This is a genomic window from Lentzea terrae, assembly GCF_003265345.1.
In the GTDB taxonomy this organism is placed as follows: domain Bacteria; phylum Actinomycetota; class Actinomycetes; order Mycobacteriales; family Pseudonocardiaceae; genus Lentzea; species Lentzea terrae.
The window spans coordinates 216,668-235,686 of record NZ_QFWW01000001.1 but is presented as its reverse complement, the minus strand read 5'-3'; the positions used below and the strand labels follow the sequence as shown (position 1 = coordinate 235,686).

At 68.5% G+C, this 19,019-nt stretch carries 10 protein-coding genes; 7 read left to right on the top strand and 3 right to left on the bottom strand.

What is annotated here, in order from left to right; genetic code table 11:
- Positions 1-22: 22 nt before the first annotated feature.
- The 6 genes from DI276_RS01010 (at position 23) to rho (ending at position 11,787) form a co-directional block, all read left to right on the top strand.
- The gene (locus tag DI276_RS01010) at positions 23-1,189 is read left to right on the top strand and encodes an acyl-CoA dehydrogenase family protein (RefSeq protein WP_112261333.1); all 1,167 of its coding nucleotides are present in this window, start codon (positions 23-25) and stop codon (positions 1,187-1,189) included.
- Positions 1,186-3,198, top strand: a complete 2,013-nt coding sequence (locus DI276_RS01005; RefSeq protein ID WP_112261332.1) for an acetate--CoA ligase family protein — start codon at positions 1,186-1,188, stop codon at positions 3,196-3,198. The genes DI276_RS01010 and DI276_RS01005 overlap by 4 nt, the downstream gene beginning before the upstream one ends.
- On the top strand, positions 3,195-4,802 hold the full coding sequence (locus tag DI276_RS01000; RefSeq protein ID WP_198680389.1) for a thiamine pyrophosphate-binding protein: 1,608 nt from the start codon (positions 3,195-3,197) through the stop codon (positions 4,800-4,802). Before DI276_RS01005 ends, DI276_RS01000 begins: the two co-directional genes overlap by 4 nt.
- Before the next feature lie 51 nt (positions 4,803-4,853).
- Complete coding sequence (locus tag DI276_RS00995) at positions 4,854-9,929, top strand: hypothetical protein (RefSeq protein WP_112261330.1); 5,076 nt, start codon at positions 4,854-4,856, stop codon at positions 9,927-9,929.
- A 30-nt stretch (positions 9,930-9,959) separates the two neighbouring features.
- On the top strand, positions 9,960-10,520 hold the full coding sequence (locus DI276_RS00990) for a DUF4360 domain-containing protein (RefSeq protein ID WP_112261329.1): 561 nt from the start codon (positions 9,960-9,962) through the stop codon (positions 10,518-10,520).
- Positions 10,521-10,761: 241 nt separating this feature from the next.
- Positions 10,762-11,787: a transcription termination factor Rho gene (rho, locus tag DI276_RS00985; RefSeq protein ID WP_112261328.1), complete on the top strand. Its 1,026-nt coding sequence runs from the start codon at positions 10,762-10,764 to the stop codon at positions 11,785-11,787.
- Here the strand turns inward: rho and DI276_RS00980 are convergent.
- Positions 11,768-13,264, bottom strand: a complete 1,497-nt coding sequence (locus DI276_RS00980; protein WP_112261327.1) for an APC family permease — start codon at positions 13,262-13,264, stop codon at positions 11,768-11,770. The two genes, rho and DI276_RS00980, sit on opposite strands and share 20 nt — an antisense overlap.
- A 91-nt stretch (positions 13,265-13,355) precedes the next feature.
- Here DI276_RS00980 and DI276_RS00975 point away from each other — a divergent pair, with 91 nt between their 5' ends.
- Positions 13,356-14,486 carry a Glu/Leu/Phe/Val dehydrogenase dimerization domain-containing protein gene (locus DI276_RS00975; protein WP_112261326.1) on the top strand — a complete coding sequence of 377 codons (1,131 nt, stop codon included), beginning with the start codon at positions 13,356-13,358 and terminating at the stop codon, positions 14,484-14,486.
- 14 nt (positions 14,487-14,500) lie between these two features.
- Here the strand turns inward: DI276_RS00975 and DI276_RS00970 are convergent, their stop codons facing one another.
- Both DI276_RS00970 and DI276_RS00965 read right to left on the bottom strand, forming a co-directional pair.
- On the bottom strand, positions 14,501-18,463 hold the full coding sequence (locus DI276_RS00970) for a non-ribosomal peptide synthetase (protein WP_112261325.1): 3,963 nt from the start codon (positions 18,461-18,463) through the stop codon (positions 14,501-14,503).
- Entirely contained in the window at positions 18,460-18,945 is a 486-nt protein-coding gene (locus DI276_RS00965) for an SET domain-containing protein-lysine N-methyltransferase (protein WP_232836365.1), read from the bottom strand. The genes DI276_RS00970 and DI276_RS00965 overlap by 4 nt, the downstream gene beginning before the upstream one ends.
- Positions 18,946-19,019: the final 74 nt, after the last annotated feature.

Genomic DNA, 19,019 nt, shown 5'->3' with positions numbered 1-19,019 from the left:
TCAGTCAATTTAGGAGTGCGAGATGGGGCGGACCGTCCGGGACGGCCTGCGGCTCACGGCCGAACAGGAGCAGTTCGTCGAGCTGGCTCGCGAGTTCGCCGCCAAGGAGATCCGTCCGCGGGGGCGCGCCGTCGACGAGGCCGACACCGAGTCGCCGCTCGACGTGTGGGAGAAGGCGGCGCGGCTCGGGCTGACGAGCTTCATGATCCCCGAGAAGTTCGGCGGCGGTGGCGTCACCGACCTGCTCACCCAGGTGCTCGTGCAGCAGGAGCTGTGCCACGGCGACATCGGCATCGGCAACCTGGTCACGTCCAACGGCTTCTTCAGCGCTCCGATCGAGCACCTCGGCACGCCTGAGCAGCAAGAGCGCTTCCTCAGTCCACTCGGGACTCAGAAACCGCCGCTCACCGCCGTTGCCGTCACCGAGCCCGGCAGCGGGTCGGACGCGGCGAGCATCCAGACGTCGGCCAAACGAGATGGCGACGAATACGTCCTCAACGGACAGAAGACCTGGATCTCCAACGCGCCCTACGCCGAGTACTTCGTCATCTTCGCGACCGTCGACCCGGCGAAGCGCGCCAAGGGTGTCACGGCGTTCGTGGTGCCGCGCGACACCGACGGCCTCAAGGTCGGGCCGCCGTTCCAGAAGATGGGCCAGCGCGCGATCGTCAACGCCGAGGTGTTCCTCGACGACGTGCGCGTGCCGGTCGAGAATCGTCTTGGCGAGGAAGGCCAGGGGTTCGCGGGCCTGATGCGCACGTTCGACGCCTCGCGCATCCTCATCGGCGCGGCCACCACGGGGCTGGCGCGAGCGGCGCTGGACTTCGCGACCGACTACGCGCGGGAACGCGTGCAGTTCGGCGTGCCGATCGTCCAGCACCAGGCGGTGGCGTTCCGGCTCGCGGACATGGCCACGCGCGTCGACACCGCGCACCTGCTGACCGTGCGCGCGGCGACGTTGTACGACGAGGGGTACGCCGTGGCGCAGGAGTCGGCGATGGCGAAGCTCGTCGGTTCGGAGAACGCGATGTGGTGCACGCACGCCGCCGTGCAGACCTTGGGCGGCTACGGCTACTCGCGCGAATATCCCGTCGAGCGTTGGATGCGCGACGCCAAGCTCGAGGAGATCGAGGAAGGCACCTCGGACATCCAGCGCCTCATCATCTCCCGCGGCCTCGGTGCGAGATGATCTTCTCCGATCCCTCGTCCGTCGCGGTCGTCGGTGCCAGCGACGACCCAGCCAAGTGGGGCCACTGGCTGGCGCGCGGTGCGTTGACCGGGCGCGACCGCCGGGCCGTGCACCTCGTGAACCACGGCGGCGGCTCGGTTCTCTCGCAGCCCACCGTGCGGTCGCTGTCGGAACTGTCCGAGGCGCCTGAGCTTGTCGTACTGGCGGTGCCTGCCGCGCACGTGCCCGCAGTGGTGGACGAGGCTTTGGCAGTTGGCGTGCGCGGGTTCGTCGGCATCACCGCGGGCATCGACGATCGCGTGATCGGGCGGATCCGGGAGGCCGGGGCGCGCCTGCTCGGGCCGAACTGCCTGGGCGTGTTCGACGCGGCGACGTCGTTGCACCTGGCCTGGGGCGAGTTCCAGCCCGGTTCGCTGGGCGTGGTGTCGCAGAGCGGGCAGGTCGGCCTGGAGATCGCGGGGCTCGCGGCCGAGTCCGGACTCGGGGTGTCGCGGTTCGTGTCGGTCGGCAACCAGGCCGACGTGACGGCGACGGAAGCGTTGCTGGAGCTGGGTTCGCACGAACTGACCACGGTCGTGGGGCTCTATCTGGAGAGCTTCGGGCCGGGGATCGTCACGGCGATGTCGGAGCTGCGCGCGGCCGGGAAACCGGTGGTGCTGCTGACGGTTGGCTCGTCGAGAGCCGCGCAGGAAGCCGCTCTTTCGCACACCGGCGCGCTCACGTCCTCTTTGGACGTTGTGGACGCGGCGTGCAGACGGGCCGGTGCGGTGCGGGTGACGACGCCGGCCGCGCTGGTGGACGTGGCGGCGGTGTTGTCTTCGGGAGTGCCGGGCGGGCGCAGGGTCGGGATCATCTCGGATTCCGGTGGGCAGGGTGCGATCGCGGCGGACCTGGCGGTGCAGGCCGGGCTGTCGGTGCCTGTCCGGCCGATCGACCTGGCCGGCGCGGGAGAGCAGGACCTCCGGAACTACGCCCGCCGGATCGACGCTCTCGCGCGCGGAGGTGAGGTCGACACCGTCGTGTTGTCCGGCTACTTCGGCAGCTACGGAGCGGACACGCCGTCGTTGGCCTCGGAAGAGGTCGAGGTCGCCGCGCAGATCTGTGCCCTGGCAAGGGAAACCGGCGTCCTGATCACCGTGCACAGCATGTGCGCGGACTCCGCGGCGGTGCGCAAGCTCAGGGCCGGCGGCGTGCCGGTGCAGCACACGATCGAGCGTTCCGTGGCTGCGCTCGGTCACGCGGCCCGTCTCGGAGCGCTGTCCCGATCGGCCGCCGGACTGTTGAGCGGCCCGGAATTGTCAGGGGTGGCTGGGAGAATTGAATCAGGGGACCCCTTCGGAGGGGACCCCTGCGCGAGCCTGCCGTTCCGGTCCGGCTACCTCGCCGCCCGCGAGCTGCTCAGCTTCGTCAGGTTCCCCAAGGCGCACGCCGTCACGAGCGCCGCCGAGGTCAAGGCGACCACGTTGCACGGCCCGTACGCGCTCAAAGCCGACTGGCTGGCCCACAAGACCGAGCACGGTGGCGTCCGGCTCGACCTCACCGACCCGGCCACCGCCTTCGAGGAGATGGAGACCAGGCTCGGCTCCGGCACGTACGTCCTCGAGGAGATGGACACGCGCGAGCACACCGTCGAACTGATCATCGGCGCGAAACGGGACCACTCGTTCGGCCCAGTGATCCTCGTCGGGGCGGGCGGCATCCACGCAGAGTTGTTCAAGGACACCGCGCTCGAGCTCGCGCCCGTGACCCCCGCCACAGCGCGGGACATGCTGGCACGCCTCATCTCTGCCCCGCTCCTGTCCGGCCGGCGTGGCGCGCCGCCCGTCGACGTGGCAGCGTTGGCCGAGGTGATCGCCCAGGTCTCCGCGACGCTCGCGGCCAGACCCGACCTGGCCGAGATCGAGCTGAACCCCGTGCGCGTGGGGCCAGACGGCGTGCTGGCCGTCGACGCGCTGATCATCCCTTCGGGGGACACGTTGAACAAATCGAGCGGACTCTGCGTGGCATGAGCATGACCGTTCCTCGCATCAGCGGGGGTGACGCGCTGGTGCGCGCACTCGTCGCGCACGGCACCGAGCTGGTGTTCGGCATCCCAGGCACCCACAACCTCGGCATCTACCGCTACCTGGCCGAGCACGACGTCAAGCACGTCACGCCCCGCCACGAGCAGGGCGCCGGTTTCGCCGCCGACGGCTACGCCCGCGTCACCGGCAAGGTCGGCGTCTGCCTCACCACGAGTGGCCCGGCCGTGCTCAACGCCATGACCGCGGTGACCCAGGCGTACTCCGACTCCGTGCCAGTGCTGCTCATCTCGCCGGGCATGCCTTTGAAGCACCCCGGCCGCGGCAACGGCACCCTGCACGAGGTGCGCGACCAGAGCGCCGCCCTGGAAGCCGCCATCGGCTACTCCAACCGCGTGCACAGCGTCGCCGAAATCCCACTGGCCGTGGCACAAGCCTTCGCGCACATGACCTCCGGCCGCCCCCGCCCGGCGCACCTGGAAATCCCGCTCGACCTCATCGACGCCACCGACAAGGTCAGCGACGTGCCCCCGGTCCTCGTCGCCCACCCGGCGGCCGACGCCGTCACCATCGCCGCAGCAGCAGGCCGCCTCAACTCCGCTGCGCGCCCAGGCCTGATCATCGGCGGCGGCGCGAAGGGCGCGGCCGAGCAGATCACCGCCCTCGCTGAACGCCTCGGCGCCCCGGTGGTCGCCACCGCCAACGGCAAGGGCACCTTCTCCGAACGCCACCAGCTCTCCATCGGCGCGGGCCTGCACCACAAGGCAGTGGCCGAGTTCGTGGCCGAGTGCGACGTGGTCCTGGCCATCGGCACCGAACTGGCCTCCACCGACCTCTGGAACGGCCCGCTGAAGTTCCCCGGCGACCTGATCCGCATCGACGTCGACCCGGCCCAGATGATCACCAACGCCCTCCCGGACTACCGCCTCGTGGGCGACGCCGAGGCCACCGTCACAGCCCTGAACCAACGTCTCGGCAAGGGCAACGGCGGCCAGGAAGCGGCAAAGCGCGCCGCACGCTGGCAAAAGCTCTTCCGCAAGCACGCCCGTTCCCAAGGCGCGACCTGGCTCCCGCTGGTCGAAGCCATGCAGGAAGTCCTGACAGCGGGCGCCATCGTCGCCGCCGACAGCGCAATGGCTTGCTACTACGGCACTTTGTCGAACCTGCCGCTGGAGGGCCCGGCCAGCTTCCTGTACCCCACCGGGTTCGGCACGCTCGGCTACGGCCTGCCGGCGGCCATCGGCGCCAAGATGGGCGCGCCGGACCGCCAAGTCGTTGCGCTGCACGGTGATGGCGGTGTGATGTTCACCCTTCCCGAACTCGCCACCGCGGCCCAGGAACGCCTTGCTCTACCGGTGATCATCTGTGACAACGGTGGATACGGTGAGATCCGGCGGGAGATGGTGGACCGCAGCGAACCCGTTCACGGCGTGAACCTGCCCGGCGTCGACTTCGCTCGCGTTGCCAAGGGGCTCAACTGCCATGGCCTGACCGTGGACGACGAGGACAGGTTCGCGTCCGCGTTGCGCAAGGCGTTCACCGCCGATCGGCCGACCGTGCTGCACGTGGTGGGGGATCTGGCGGGCGGATAACGTCCTTGATTTGGCACAAAATGCACGGCCGGTTCGTGGGACCATCCCCCGATGGCGCACGACGACCTGGACTTCACCACAGGCGATGTCATCGGCACGGTGTTCCAGGCCAACAACGTCCACGGCGACGTGCACCTCCACACGGGCAAGGAGCCCAGACCCACCTTCGCGACGCCGCGGACGTGGGCTGAGGCGGAGCAGCCACCGCCGGAGATCCGGTCGTTGCTGTGGGCGCAGATTCAGGCCGCGCACGAAAGCCCGTACCGCCTGCCGGGCGCGCGCAAACCGTCGTTGGACACCGTCTACGTCCGCCAGGACCTCGGCAGCGCGGTCGAGGAACCCGAACAACCACGCCAGGGTCCAGTACTCGACGACGATGGCAGACTGATCGAGACTCCGGCCCGTCCGGTCGTGCGGATCACCGTCCGCCCGCCGTCCCGCAGGGTGAACGAGGCTCTCGACGGCGACGCGCACCTCGTCGTCACCGGCGGCCCCGGCCTCGGCAAGTCCACCCTGGCCCTGCGCCTGGCTGCGGACATCGCCGGGCACTGGACGCGGCGCGACGAAGCTCCGCTGTCCGAACCGGTCGTCCCGCTCAAGATCACCGCCCGCACCCTCGCCGCCCACCTCGACGTGCCGTTCGCCCAAGCGCTGGCGAACAGCGCGGCTGCGGAGTACGGCCCGCTCCTGCGCGAACCGGTCGACCGGGACCTCTTCACGGGCCGCGCGGTCGGTTGCCGCTGGTTGCTGATCGTCGACGCACTGGACGAGGTCGCCGACACCGGCCAGCGTCTGCGCCTGGTCAGCGCCCTCGCGGCCTGGGCATCGGACGGAACCTACCGAATCCTGCTCACCACCCGTCCCACCGAAGGCGGCGCCCTCGCCCCGCTGCACCGCATCGGCGCGGTCCGTTACGAGTTGCAGCCCTTCGACTCTGTGGCGCTGCGACGCTTCGCTGCCAACTGGTTCCCCGAAGCCGACGCACAACGGTTCCTCCGGCAGATCCGCGAAGCCCACCTCGACGAACTCGTCCAGGTCCCGCTGCTGGCCACGATCGCCGCGATCATCTTCGGTGAGTACAGCGCACAACCGTTGCCCGGCAACCAGTACTCCCTCTACGAGACCTATCTCGCGCACATCCGTCGCGACCAGCCGGACCGTTTCGACCGCGAGAAACTCCTGGAGCACCTGGCGCGCACCCGTCTGGAGACCGAGACCTCGCTCGTCCACGCCGCGCGCACCTGGGTGACTCGGCACGAGGTCCCGGATTCAACGTCGTGGCAAGAACAACTGACCGACTACCTGCTCTCGGTCGGCCCGTTCGTCCTGCGCGGCGAGGACCTCGCCTTCCTGCACCACAGCTTCGCCGAACACCTCGCCGCGACGTCCTGCGCCCGCGAACTGCCCGACGAGTTCTGTCCCACCGTGTTCGCCGATCTGCTGCACGCCGCCGACGCCCATGACGCGGGCCGCTTCGCCCGAGCCGTGCTGTTGCACCACGCCCGGCTGCACCCGTGTGAAGCCGACCGCCTGCTGGACTGGCTGCAGCAGGGCACCGGTGGCGAGCACCTCCTCGCGGGTCGCCTGCTGGCCCACCACCTGCCGGCTTCGGCAGCCAGAACGGAGGCGTTCTTCGCGACCGTCTGGGACTGGGCCATGACCACGCACTACCACGCAGCCGACATCCTCGCCGAGGCTTCGCGCGCCACCCGGTTCCCGGGCCTGGCTCGGTGGCTGATCCGCCTGATGAACTGTGCCGACGCGCCCTGGAGCTCACGAGCGGAGGCCGCCACGGCACTGGCGGTGCGCGTCCGCGGCCCGCACACACCAGATGCCGTCCGGTTCCTGCACGACCTGGTGGATGAGCCACAGGCCTCGGTGCCGGACCGGCTCATGGCGGCGGAAGCGTTGGCGCAGTGCGGAACCAGCGAACGCGAAGCCGCTGAGCGCGGGCTCCGCGCGGTGCTCGCGGATCTCGACGCCTCTGGTCCATCGGTCCGCGCTGCCGCCGTGATCCTGGCCGCGTTCGACGGGGAAGCACGCACGTTCGCGATCGGGGTCCTGACCCGAACCTTGTCCGATGTGGACGCACCGCCACAGCACGTCGTCGAAGCTGCGACCGGCCTGCTGGAGATCGGTCCGGAGTTCGCGGACGTCTGCGCCGGCCACTTCCTCGCGTTGCTGCGCAGTCCGGCGTCCACCTACTTCGTGTGGTCCGACGCCGCGCTCGGCCTGGCCTCGATCAGTTCAACCCACCTCGACCTGGCGGCCGCCGAACTGACCGCGCGGCTCACCGAACCGCGCCGGGATGCCTACGGCCGGGTCGCCGCGGCAAGGGCCTTGGGTGAGCTGGGACCAGACCACAGGAAGACGGCAGGCGAGCTGACAGCCGCGTTCGTCGGCAGTGCGGTCCGCGATCTGGACCGCTCGGTCCTGCTCGGTCACCTGGTCACGTACGGGCCGCACCGCGAGGTCGCGCTCGCCGGCCTGCGGCAGATGATCAGTGAACGCCACCAGAACTGGAACAACGTCCGGCGTGCGGCGGCTGCCATCGGAAAGGTCGGTCCAGCCTTTCGCGACGAAGCGGCGGCCGCCTTGTCCGGTGCCTGCGCACCACTCGGCTCCCACGATCACGTCACCGTCCTCGACGAACTCGTGGATCTCGGCGAGCCCTACCGAGAACAAGCGCTGCGGGCTCTGCACGATCTGCTCGCCGACCCAGATGTGGACGCCGACGTCCGTTGCCGCGCTGCCAACACGCTCATCAGGTCGGGACCGGACCACCACCCGCGGGTGATCGCACACCTGCGGCCGCTGGCAATGCCTGGTGCCTACCGAGAGCTCGTCCGGACCGGAGCCGGTGACGAGGCGCTGGAGGCGCTCCTGGACTGCGCCCGGTCGCCGGAAGCGGCCGGAGACGTGATGTTCGACCTGGCCACCGCGGTGTCGGCGCAGGACGGCCGCCGGTCAGAGGAAGCCGCGGACATTCTGCGAACAGCCGCTCGTGGCGTGCGGCGATCGATGCGGATCCGGATCACCGCCGCGAACGGGCTCAGCGCGCTCGGCGGCCGTTTCGAGCGGGAGTCGGCCGAGGAACTGCGTCAGATCATCACCGGGACCACGATGATCACGGACTTTCCCTACGTCGTCTCCTATCACGCCTCCACCGGACCTGGCCCGCGCCGAGTGCTGGCGGAAGCGCTGCGGAAAGTCCTCACCGACGAACGGACTTCGGTCCAGCGGGCGTGGAAAGCCGTGCTGGCGCTGGAGAAGCTGGGACACGGCGACGACGAGGACGTGCTGACGGCTCTGGAACGTCTGGTGGCCTTCCCCGGCCTCGCTCGCGACGCGCGGGCCGAGGCGGCCGTGCTCCTGGCCTCCCGGCGTCCGACGCATCTCGACAGTGCCGCGGATCTGCTCGTGACCACGACGCGTTACTTCCAGTTCGACAAGCTGAAGAGCCTTGTCAGCGAGCTGCGCTCGGCAAATGTTGACATGGCAGGCCGTTTTCGTGCTCAGCTGACCGGTGGCGCGCTCATCTCGATGGACCTGATCATGGCTGCTGCCGTGCTCGGGGACCGCGCCGAACTGCGCCGACTGGTAAAGGACGACTTGCTGCCTTACTGGACATGGCAGTGGGCGCTCTACTACCTGGTGTTGGTGGAGAAGTCCGCACTGGACGAGGTGACCGGCTCACTGCAGGCTGTGATCGACAACGGCAACGCACCAGCCGATGAACGCGGCAGTGCGGCTTTGCGGCTCGCCCAGCTCGATCGGAGGAAGAGCGCGTCGTCGATGGCGACCCAGTGGCGTCTCGCGGAGGATCCGAACATCCCGTTGGAGGAGCGCGCGCAGGTGCTGGAGCGGCTGCACATGCTGCTGCGTCCGCTAACGCCACGCTATGAGCGGGCGGTGGCCGGGATTCTGCGCAGTCCGGACGTGAGCGCGAAGGCGTGGCGAATGTTGATCACCACGCTGCCTCGCCGGGTGCGCACCGATCTGGAGCGTTCGCGGCTGCACGATCGCTCGATCCCGATCGACAACCGGGTGCCGTCCCGTGACCAGTGGGACGACCTGCCATTGCGCGACGAGGTTGTCGCGGAGATCCGCGATGTCATCGCGGCACCGGAGACCACTTCCGGAGAACGCGCGAGGGCCGCGGTCGCGCTCTTCGGGGTGTCGTGCGTCTTCAAGTCCGAGTCGGTCGCGGTTCTCGAGCGCATCGAGGGACGAGCCGCGCGGTCGGCTCTCGCGGAAACGGGTCAGGCGCACTGGTGGCGCGTGCACGACGAGGCGGTTACCGAGGTCGAGGACGAGAGTCTGCCGTTCCGGGTGCGGTACGCAGCCGCACGCCTGCTGGACCACATCAACGCGGAACTGAGCGCCGCTGCGAAAGAGGTCCTGTGCGCTACACCTTCGTGGCGGCGCATCGATGGTCAGTTCACTGCCGGCAAGCTGGACGTTGTCCGTGGGGTCCGCGATGACGCCGGCGAGCTGGTCACCGCACGCGTTCGGGCGGCGTGGAGGCTCGGGCTGTGCACGCCCGAAGACCGAGCCGCTGGCGTGCAGGTGCTCGAGAAGGTTGCCACCGACCCGAGAGAGCGGCCGGCGATGCGTGTCCGGGCGGCCGGGCACTTGACCGATTTCAGCGCGACGGGAAGAAGACGCGCGGCACTGGCTGCCCGTGCGATGATCGCTGATTCCCAGCTCCCGGCCCTGACACGAGCGAAGGCGGCCGTGATCCTCCACCAGGCTGAGAGGTCCGCCCGCGCCGAGGCGTTGACCGTTCTCACCGGACTGGTTGAGCAAGCGGATCCCATGCGGCGCGTGCAGGTGTTGCGGCGTATTGGTGGAATCGACTCGGCTCGGGTGGTGTCGTCGTTGCAGGCGATGGGGATGAGTGAGCCGAACCCCGTGGTGCGGATGCGCTGTGCGCGTGCGTTGGTGAAGATGCGGCGGGATCAGCGGGAGGTGGGATCGGTGATCGCGCGGGCGGTGGCGTGGGACGAGACCGCGCCGTGGCACGTGCGGCGCGGCGCCGCACGCGATCTCGCCCGGTGGAGCGAGCTGATGCGGGAGGACGCGCGGGCTCTGCTCGTCCGTTTGCGTGATTGCCGAGCCCGATAGGTTCTCCCACAGCGACGTGAGGAGGCCTCGATGTTGGCTGTGGTGGCACTGCTGGCTTCGCTCGTCCCGCCTCCCGGCCCGGTGACGGTCGAGGTGGTGAGCGTCAGCGGCACCGGCTGTCGTGCCAACACCACGACCGTCGCGATGTCGCAGGACAACGAGGCGTTCACGGTGACGTACAGCGACTTCCTGGTGCAGGGCAACGGCAGTGAGGCCAAGAAGAGCTGCACGATCGCGCTTCGGATCAACCATGTGCCGGGGTACACGTACGGCATCGCGGCGACGGATTTCCGCGGGTTCGCGCACCTCACCGACGGCGCGAAAGGCACCGCGCGCAACAGTTACCACTTCCCGGGGTTCCCGACGCGGCACAGCAGGCACACGTATCAGGCGCCGATGAGCGACAACTGGCACGTCACCGACCGGCCGGACGGCGTCGTCCACGGGCCGTGCAAGGACCGCAAGCCGTTGACGATCGAGGCCGAGCTGAAGGTCAACGGCAAGGGCACGGCCAGCTTCATGACCATGGACTCGACCGACTCCAGCGTGACCACGACGTTCCGGCTGTCGTGGAAGAAGTGCGCGGAATAACAAGCGCGCTCTCGACGTTGTCTGCTACAGTCCGTTTGTAACCGGCGGTGCGCACCGAGCGCACGTAAGTTCCGACCAGCTGCTGGACCATCCGAAGTCCGCAGTGCACATCCCCAGTTTCTCACGCTGGCGGACCCACATCAGATGCCTCCGAACGCATCTGCAGCGCTCTCCTCCACCACACCCTGCGTGCGGAGTCGACGAGGCGCCATTCAAGCAACCCTCCTGAAAGGACAGACCGATGCACATCGGTGTACTCGACATACGCAACAAGAAGGCATTTCTCGTTGACGGGCCGCAAGTTCCGCAGAGCCTCGTCAAGCAGCACGACCTGCGCCGCGGCGACCAGATCAGCGGCGAGGCACAGGGCGACCGGCTCGTCAGCGTCGACACCGTCAACGGGCGCAAGCCCCACCGCAGGCCCAGGTTCGCGGACCTGACGCCGCTCTACCCCAACGAGCGACTGCGACTGGAGCACGACCCGTACGAGCTCACCAGCAGGACCATCGACCTGGTCATGCCCGTCGGCAAGGGGCAGCGGGCGCTCATCGTGGCGCCTCCCAAGGCCGGCAAGACCATTGTGCTGCAGCACATCGCGCAGGCCATCGCCAAGAACAACCCCGAGTGCCACCTGATCGTCGCGCTCGTCGGCGAACGGCCCGAAGAGGTCACGGACATGCGGACGAGCATTCCGGGCGAGATGTTCACCTCCACGTTCGACGAGCACCCCAGGGAGCACGTCGCCACCGCGGAACTGGCCGTGGAACGGGCCAAGCGGCTCGTCGAGGACGGGCAGGACGTCGTGATCCTGCTCGACTCGCTCACGCGTCTTGGCCGCGCGTACAACCTCGCCGCGCCCAACGGCGGCCGCATCCTCAGCGGCGGCGTCGACTCGACAGCGCTCACTCCGCCGAAGCAGTTTCTCGGTGCCGCAAGGAACATCGAGGAAGGTGGCAGCCTCACGATCTTCGCCACCGCGCTCGTCGAGACCGGGTCGCTGGCCGACACGGTGATCTTCGAGGAGCTCAAGAGCACCGGCAACGCCGAGCTGAAGCTCGACCGCAAGGCAGCCCAGAAGCGGGTCTACCCGGCGGTCGACCTCCACCAGTCCAGTACGCGCAAGGCGGAGCTGCTGGTCTCCCCGCAGGAGCTCGCCATCACGGACGTGATGCGCCGGGCCATGGCCGAGCGCGAGATCGACGTGCTTCTCGAAGGACTGCGCAAGACCGGGAGCAACGCGGAGTTCCTCATCCAGATGTCGAAATGAAGTCCCGGTGCAGTTCCCGGTCCAACGCACGGGTAGGCGCACCCAGCGCGTAGAAGAGGAAACCGATGCCGATCACGATCAGCAGCGGAACCACCTGCGACAACGTGTAAGCCGTCCGCTCGCCGGCAAAAGCGGCAGGCAGCTCCACCGGCCAGATCAGCACGACCACGGTGAACGCCACCAGTCCGGTCGTCAGAACCGTTGTCAGCAACGCAAAAGGAGCACGGAACGGCCTGACCGCGTCGGGCAGCTTACGCCGCAGCACCAGCATCGACGGGAACGTCAGCAGGTAGCTGATGAACGTCGTCGAGATCACCAGCGCGAGCCCGGCGGTGAAGTACTTCTCGGAGTTGCCGCCCGTCAGGTTCAACGCCGTCACCAGCACGACGGACGCCAGCAGTCCGGAAAGGACGTTCACCCGCAACGGCGTGCCGTAGCGAGAAGACAGACGACCCAGATACGCAGGCCCGGCGCCGTCCGCACACGCGACCGCCTGCGCCCGGTGTGCGCCGATCGCCCACGAGACACCGGAAGTCAGCACGCCGATGATCAACCCGGCCGCGCACACGGTGCCCAGTACGGCGCCAGCACCGGTCAGCGTCACGGTTCCGTCCGCAGCGACAGATCCGCCGTACACGGTCATCACCTGCTTGGCCGCGTCGATGAACCCGCCCAGCCCCTGGATCTGGGAGGCAGGCACCACCAGCAGAATCCCGAGAATCGGCCCGCCGTACAACAGGAACGACGCGATGCCCGCCCGCAGGATCGCGAACGGCACGGTCTTCTGCGGGTCGGTCATCTCCTCCGTCGCGGTCGAGGGCAGCTCGAACCCGACGTAGTTGAAGATCAGCACGGGCACCAGCGCCACGAACCCGGCCCACGTCGGCACGAAGTCCCCGCCGGACAACGGTTGCACGCCGTTGCGAACCGCGTAGACCACCACCGACAGCGTGAAGAAGCCCAGCAGCACGATCCGCGCGAACGCGCCCGCGATGGGCACCCACTTGCCGATCCGCAACGACGCCGCCACGGCGAGCACGCCGATCCAGATGAACACGAGGCCCGCGATGTGCTTGCCCACCATGCCCAACGGCAAAAAGAACGTCTCGAACGTCGTCACCGCGATGATCGACAGCGTGCCGCCCAGCCACAGCGGGTTGGACAGCCAGTACAGGACCTGGTTGATCCCGGCGGCGAGGCGCCCGAACGCGAGCTTGGTCCACACGTACGGGCCGCCCTCGATCGGGAACGCCGTGCCCAGCTCGGTGGTCAGGAACCCGTACGGCAGGAAGAACACCACCGCCAGGATCACCATCCAGACGAGGCCCTGCGGCCCGTTGGCGGCCACGCTGCCGATCGTGTCCAGGCCGACGAGGGTGCAGAGCAGGTAGAACGTGACGTCCACCCGGCGGAGTGACTTGCGCAGGTGGGTGCGTTCGCTGAGCCAGTTGCCGCTGAGAGGCTGTACCTCGCTCACGGGCCCTCCAGATGATTAACTGAGTCGTCAGTCAGTTATTTGGCCGGACCATGTGACCGCGGTCATAGGCTGAAGTCAAGGGGTGTAGGCGATGAGTTATCTCCAGGTCACCTGGACCGATCCGGCCACGCAGGCGCGCGGCTACCTCGTCATCGACCGGCTGGTGCGCGGGGTGAGCAGCGGCGGCCTGCGCATGCGGGCCGGCTGCACCCTCGACGAGGTGCGCGGACTGGCCGAGGGGATGACCGCCAAGGAGGCCCTCAACTACGACCCCGAGGCGCGCTACGTGCCGCTCGGGGGCGCGAAGGGCGGCATCGACTTCGACCCGTACGACCCGCGGGCCGAAGAGGTCCTCACGGCGTACCTGTTCGCCATGTCTCCCTACATCGAGCGGTTCTGGACGATGGGGGAGGACCTCGGGCTCCGGCAGTCGACCATCGACCGGGCCATCGCGAAGATCGGCCTGCAGTCGTCGATCCAGGCCGTGTACCCGCTGCTGGACGACGAGCAGAAGGCCCGCCAACGTCTCGCGGACGCCTTCAACGTCACGGTCGACGGCGTCAGCCTGGACGAACTGGTCGGCGGCTACGGCGTCGCGGAAGCCGCGCTGGCCGGCATCGAGCACCTTCAGCTTCAGAACCCCACCGTGTTCGTGCAGGGCTTCGGCTCGATGGGCGGCGCCACGGCCCGCTACCTCGCACAGGCGGGCGTCAAGGTCGTCGGGCTGGCTGATGTCCACGGTGTAGTAGCCAACCCTGACGGCCTCGACGTGGAAACCCTTTTGCTGTCCCGGGATGCGCACGCCGGCATCGACCGCACGCAGCTGCGGCCCGCTGACCTCCAGCTCGACCGCGAGAAGTGGCTCGACGTCGAGGCGGACGTCCTGGTCCCGGCCGCGACGAGCTACGCGATCAACGCGGGCAACGTGACGTCCGTGCGCGCCAAGCTGATCGTCGAAGCCGCGAACATGCCGGTGACGGCAGAAGCGGAAGCCCTGATCGATGCGTTGGTCATCCCGGACGTCGTGGCGAACTCCGCCACGAACTCCTGGTGGTGGTGGACGCTGTTCGGTGACATCGAGGCCACCGCGGAGTCCGCGTTCGCGAAGATCGCCACGAACATGCGCCGCCTCGTCCGCGAGGTCATCGAAGCTCCTTCGCCGCGGCGGGCCGCCGCTGAGATCGCGGCGGCCGCGGTGAAGGAGATCGAACAGCGGTTCTGACCGCACCGGGGCGGTCATGCCTGCGCTCGAGTCGGTGCACCTTCGTAACGCGTGTGCGGCAGCAGGTGTTCGTGTTTCATCACCACGCTGTGGGTCGCGGCGTACGCACCCTCACCGATGTCCGCGCCGTACAACGGAACAGTGCCGTGCGCCAAGGTGGAGTTCGCTCCCACCACGACTCGGTCGATCTTCAGGACGCGGTCTTCGAAGGTGTGTGCCTGGAACATGGCGTTGACGGTGGCACCGTCGTCGAACTGGAGCATGTCCGGGTCGACGACCTGAGCGAACCCGTCGCCGAGCACGACGCGCTTGCCGATCTTCATGCCCATCCGGCGCAGGTAGACCGCCAGCAGCAGGGTGCCTTCGAGGGCGGCGAGAGTGCCACTGGCGATGACACCCCAGGCGACGTACAGGAAGTCCCACCGGCTGCACCAGCACGACCACAACGGATGGACGCCAGGTCGAACCTTGCCCAGCAGCAGCCACTTCATCGCCAGCACGATCAGGCACGGCAGCAACGCGACGCCCAGCGTCACCGCCGCGACGCCAACGGTCAGGAAAACCGTGAACGGCAAGGTTCTCGCTGCGAACGCGACACCCCAGAACCACACGGTCAGGACGGCCAGCGGGGCGATGGGCAGGGTGAACCGCAGCCATTCCCAGAACAGCCGGTTGATCCGCCGGATCAGCGAGGGCTCGTGGGTGAGCGCTCGGTCGACCTGGACGATCTCCCGTTGTGGCAGCTCGAACGCAGGATGCCCGAACCACGAGCTGCCCGGTCGCACGGTCTTGTCGTCGGCCACGGTGCTGATCCCGATCAGGATGTCGGCCGGCAGTCTTTGCCCGCCGGCGATGACCGCGTGGTTGCCCACGAAGGTTCGCTCGCTGATGTGGACCTCCGCCAGCGTGACCGCTCCCTGGTGGACTCGCGGGCCGCCGAGGTAGATGCCGTCGGCGAAGAACGTGCCGGGTCCGATGTGGACCAGCTCGGGGACCACGTCGATGATCGTGCTGATCTCGCAGCCGCGGCCCACCTTCATACCGGCCCAGCGCAGCCAGGTCGGCCAGTACAGGCCGCCGGACAGCCACTTGTTGGCGGAGTCGACCAGCCCGGTTTTCAGCCAGATCCGGATGTACGCGGGACTCCAGCGGCTGATGACCTTCTCCGTCACCCGGCCCAACGCCCGCGCCACCAGGGCTTCCAGCGCGATCGTGAGCATCAGGGTCAGGCAGGTCAGTGCCGCGACCACACCGAAGAAGTTCAGGTAGGACAACGGGTTCGTGAGCACGACGAGCAGCGAGTCGAACGTGAGCCCGTAGTGGAGGATCACGCCGATCGCCACCGCGGTGGCCGGGAGGGACAGCACCCAGACGAGCAGTGTCCTGGACAGCATCATCGCGACACCGTGCAGAACGGGGGAGAAGAGGCTGCCCTCCTGTGCGGGGAGCGGTGGCCGCGGCGCCGGACCCACCGGCCGGGCGGGCACGCCGTCCCACATCTCACCGTCCGGAAGGGACTTTCCGGACGGCAGTGACGACAGCGCGGCGAGCCAGGAGTCGCGCCCCATCCGGGAACCCGGACCCATGCTCGCGCGGGTGTCCAGCGTGGCTCCGTCCCCGATCCGGACCGGACCGACGACGATCTGTCCGTGCTCGAACTGGACGAGGCCGAGGTGCGCGTCCTGGCTCAGCGTCACGTCGTCGCCGATGTCCAGCAGATCCCATCCGCCCTGGGTCAGGTTGACGCCGCGGTGGATGTGCACGCGCTGGCCGATCCTGGCACCGAGGGCGCGCAGCGCCATGCATTGGAACTCCGTCCCGGCAATGCTTCGCCACGGGATGATGCGCACGACGTGCTGCACGATCCACATGCGGACGCGCAGATCACCCCATGCCGGCGCGCGCACGGGCTGGTAGCGGCCGATCAGGATCTTCTTCACCTGAACGGCGATCACCACGGAGATCGGCGTCCAGGCGAGGCTCAGCGGGGCGAGCAGGATCGGCACGACCAGCACGAGCGGCAGCAGGCCGATCAGGCGCGCCAGCCACGGCAGGAACTCGAAGGTGACCAGGTAGGCCAGGGGCGCGAGGAGAACGAGTTCCAGCAACAGCCACCACGACTGTTCGGCGGTCACCGCGGCCGCGTCACGGGCGGACGCCACCACGGGCTCGGGCGCCGGCTCCTGTGCTGCCTGCCCTTGCGGGTTGACGCGCCGTGCCAGCGCGCTGACGGTGCGCGCCTCGTAGACGTCCCGCACCGTGATGGCCGCGGTGGCGGGGTCGGCCCGGAGCTTGGAGATGAGAATCGCCGCCTGCAGCGACGTGCCACCGAGGTCGTCGAAGAAGTCGTCCTGCGGCGAGACGCCGTCAGCCAGGTCGAACACCTCACCCATCGCGAGGGCGATCGCCTTCTCGACGGGATTCGTCCCGTTCCCGCCACCGCGGCCACGGCGGCGGCGCTCCGGCATCGTGAGCACCGGCAGGTCGGCACGGCGCAGTTTGCCGCCCGCGCTGCGCGGCAGGTCGTCGATCAGACCGAACAGCGCCGGCACCATGTAGGACGGAAGTTCCGACCGCAGCCTGCTTCGCAGACTTTCCACATGAGGCGGGCGCGTCGGATCCACGACGACGAGATGCGCCGCGATCGCCTGTGACGCACCTTCACCCTGGACACGGCATGCCGCCTCCCGCACGCCGTCACAGCGGGCCAGGACCGTCTCGACGGCCTCCAGTTCGATCCGGTACCCGCGGACCTTGACCTGGGAGTCGATCCGGCCGTGGTAGAACAGCGTCCCGTCCGGCTCGGCGTGCACGAGGTCACCGGTGCGGTAGATCCGGCCCACCAGCGGATGGTCGGGGAACTTCTCTGCGGTCAGCTCCGGCAGGTTGAGATAGCCGATCGCCAGGCCGATGCCGGACATGCACAGCTCGCCCTGCTGCCCCGGAGGGACCGGTCTGAGCTGCTCGTCGAGCACCCACGCCCGCGCCCCTGGTACCGGATGGCCGATGGCGATCGGTTGCCCCGCAACGATGTCCTGGCGCAAACAGGTGACTGTGCACTCGGTCGGGCCGTAGCCGTTGACCATCCGCCGTCCACGCGACCACAGTTCGGCGACGTCGTCGGGCAACGCCTCCCCGCCGACGTACAGCAGCCGCAGATCAGGCAGCGCCGTCTGCGGATCAGGGCAGGCGGCCGCCCGCAACAGAGTCGGCGGGGGACAGAACACGGTGACCCGCTCGTCGCGCAGCCACGGCACCACGTCCGGGCCGAGCCGGACCGTCTCGTCATCCATCACCACCACGGTCGCGCCGGACGCCAAGGCCATCCACACCTCCTCGACCGAGGAGTCGTACGCGGCCGACGAGCCCTGAGCCACCCGGTCTCCGGGACCGAGACCGAACTCCATCAGGTCCGAGCTGATCAGGTTGACGATGCCGGCGTGCCCGACCATCACACCCTTGGGCCGGCCGGTGGTGCCGGAGGTGTAGATCAGGTAAGCCAGGCCGTCGGGCGCGCGCGGGGCGTCGACGACGGGCACCCGCGGGATCGGGCCGTCGGTCCTGATCACGGCTCCGCGGAAGCCGATCCGCCGCGCCCGCTCGGCGCCCTCGGCGTTGGTGACCAGCACCTGCGCTCCGGAGTCGGCCAGGATGAACTGGACCTGGTCGTCCGGGAACGCGGGGTCGAGACACACGTGCGCCGACCTGGACCTCAAGACCGCGAGCTGCGACACGTAGAGGGCGACGGACGTGCGGGGCAGCATGATCGAAATGACGTGCCCGTGGCCGACCATCCGATCGAAGACCTCTGCGACCGCGCTGGACTTGTTCCGCAACTCCGCGTACGTGATCCGGCTGCGGCGCGGACGGTCAACGGCGGGAGGCACGTCCACAGCGATGGCATCCGGCCATTGCTGGGCGGCACTGTCGAAGAAGTCGACGAGTGAGACCGTCGAGGTCCGGACGGTAGCGGTCACCGCGACCCCGCGGCCAGGTGGGAGGCCAGCCAGGGGCGCAGCCGCCGGCGTTCCTCAGCGGACACGTGCCGGTAGCCCCGGACGCTGCCGGTGCACCTGTCGTTGCCGCATCGGCAGGAGAAGGGCTCTGCCATGTCGAATTCGGTGGTGTTGTAGTTGAACGTGATGTCCTGTCCGAAGTCGACCGGTTTCAGACTGATCACCGCGCGCCCGCGGACGAAAACCGTCGGGTCGCAGCTGTGATTCATGAAGCGCCAGTAGAATCGATCGAGAATTTCTTCGAAGTCATATTCGGCGGGTACGTCGACATGTGTGTCGCGGCCGACCTGCACCGTGTACCGAGTCGGTGCGGTCGTCAGCTCGCCTTCGATCGTGAACAGCAGCTCTCCCTTCGAGATGCGGCGATTGGCCACCAGGCGGTACTCGCCGTCGGCTCGGACGACGGCCATCGCACTCACACCGACGCGCTCTTCTACAATCACGTGAACTCCCCGGATCGCCAATTTCTGACTGGGCTCTTTCTGGGTAGTACGGAGTAGGCTTTGAAAAGGTTCAT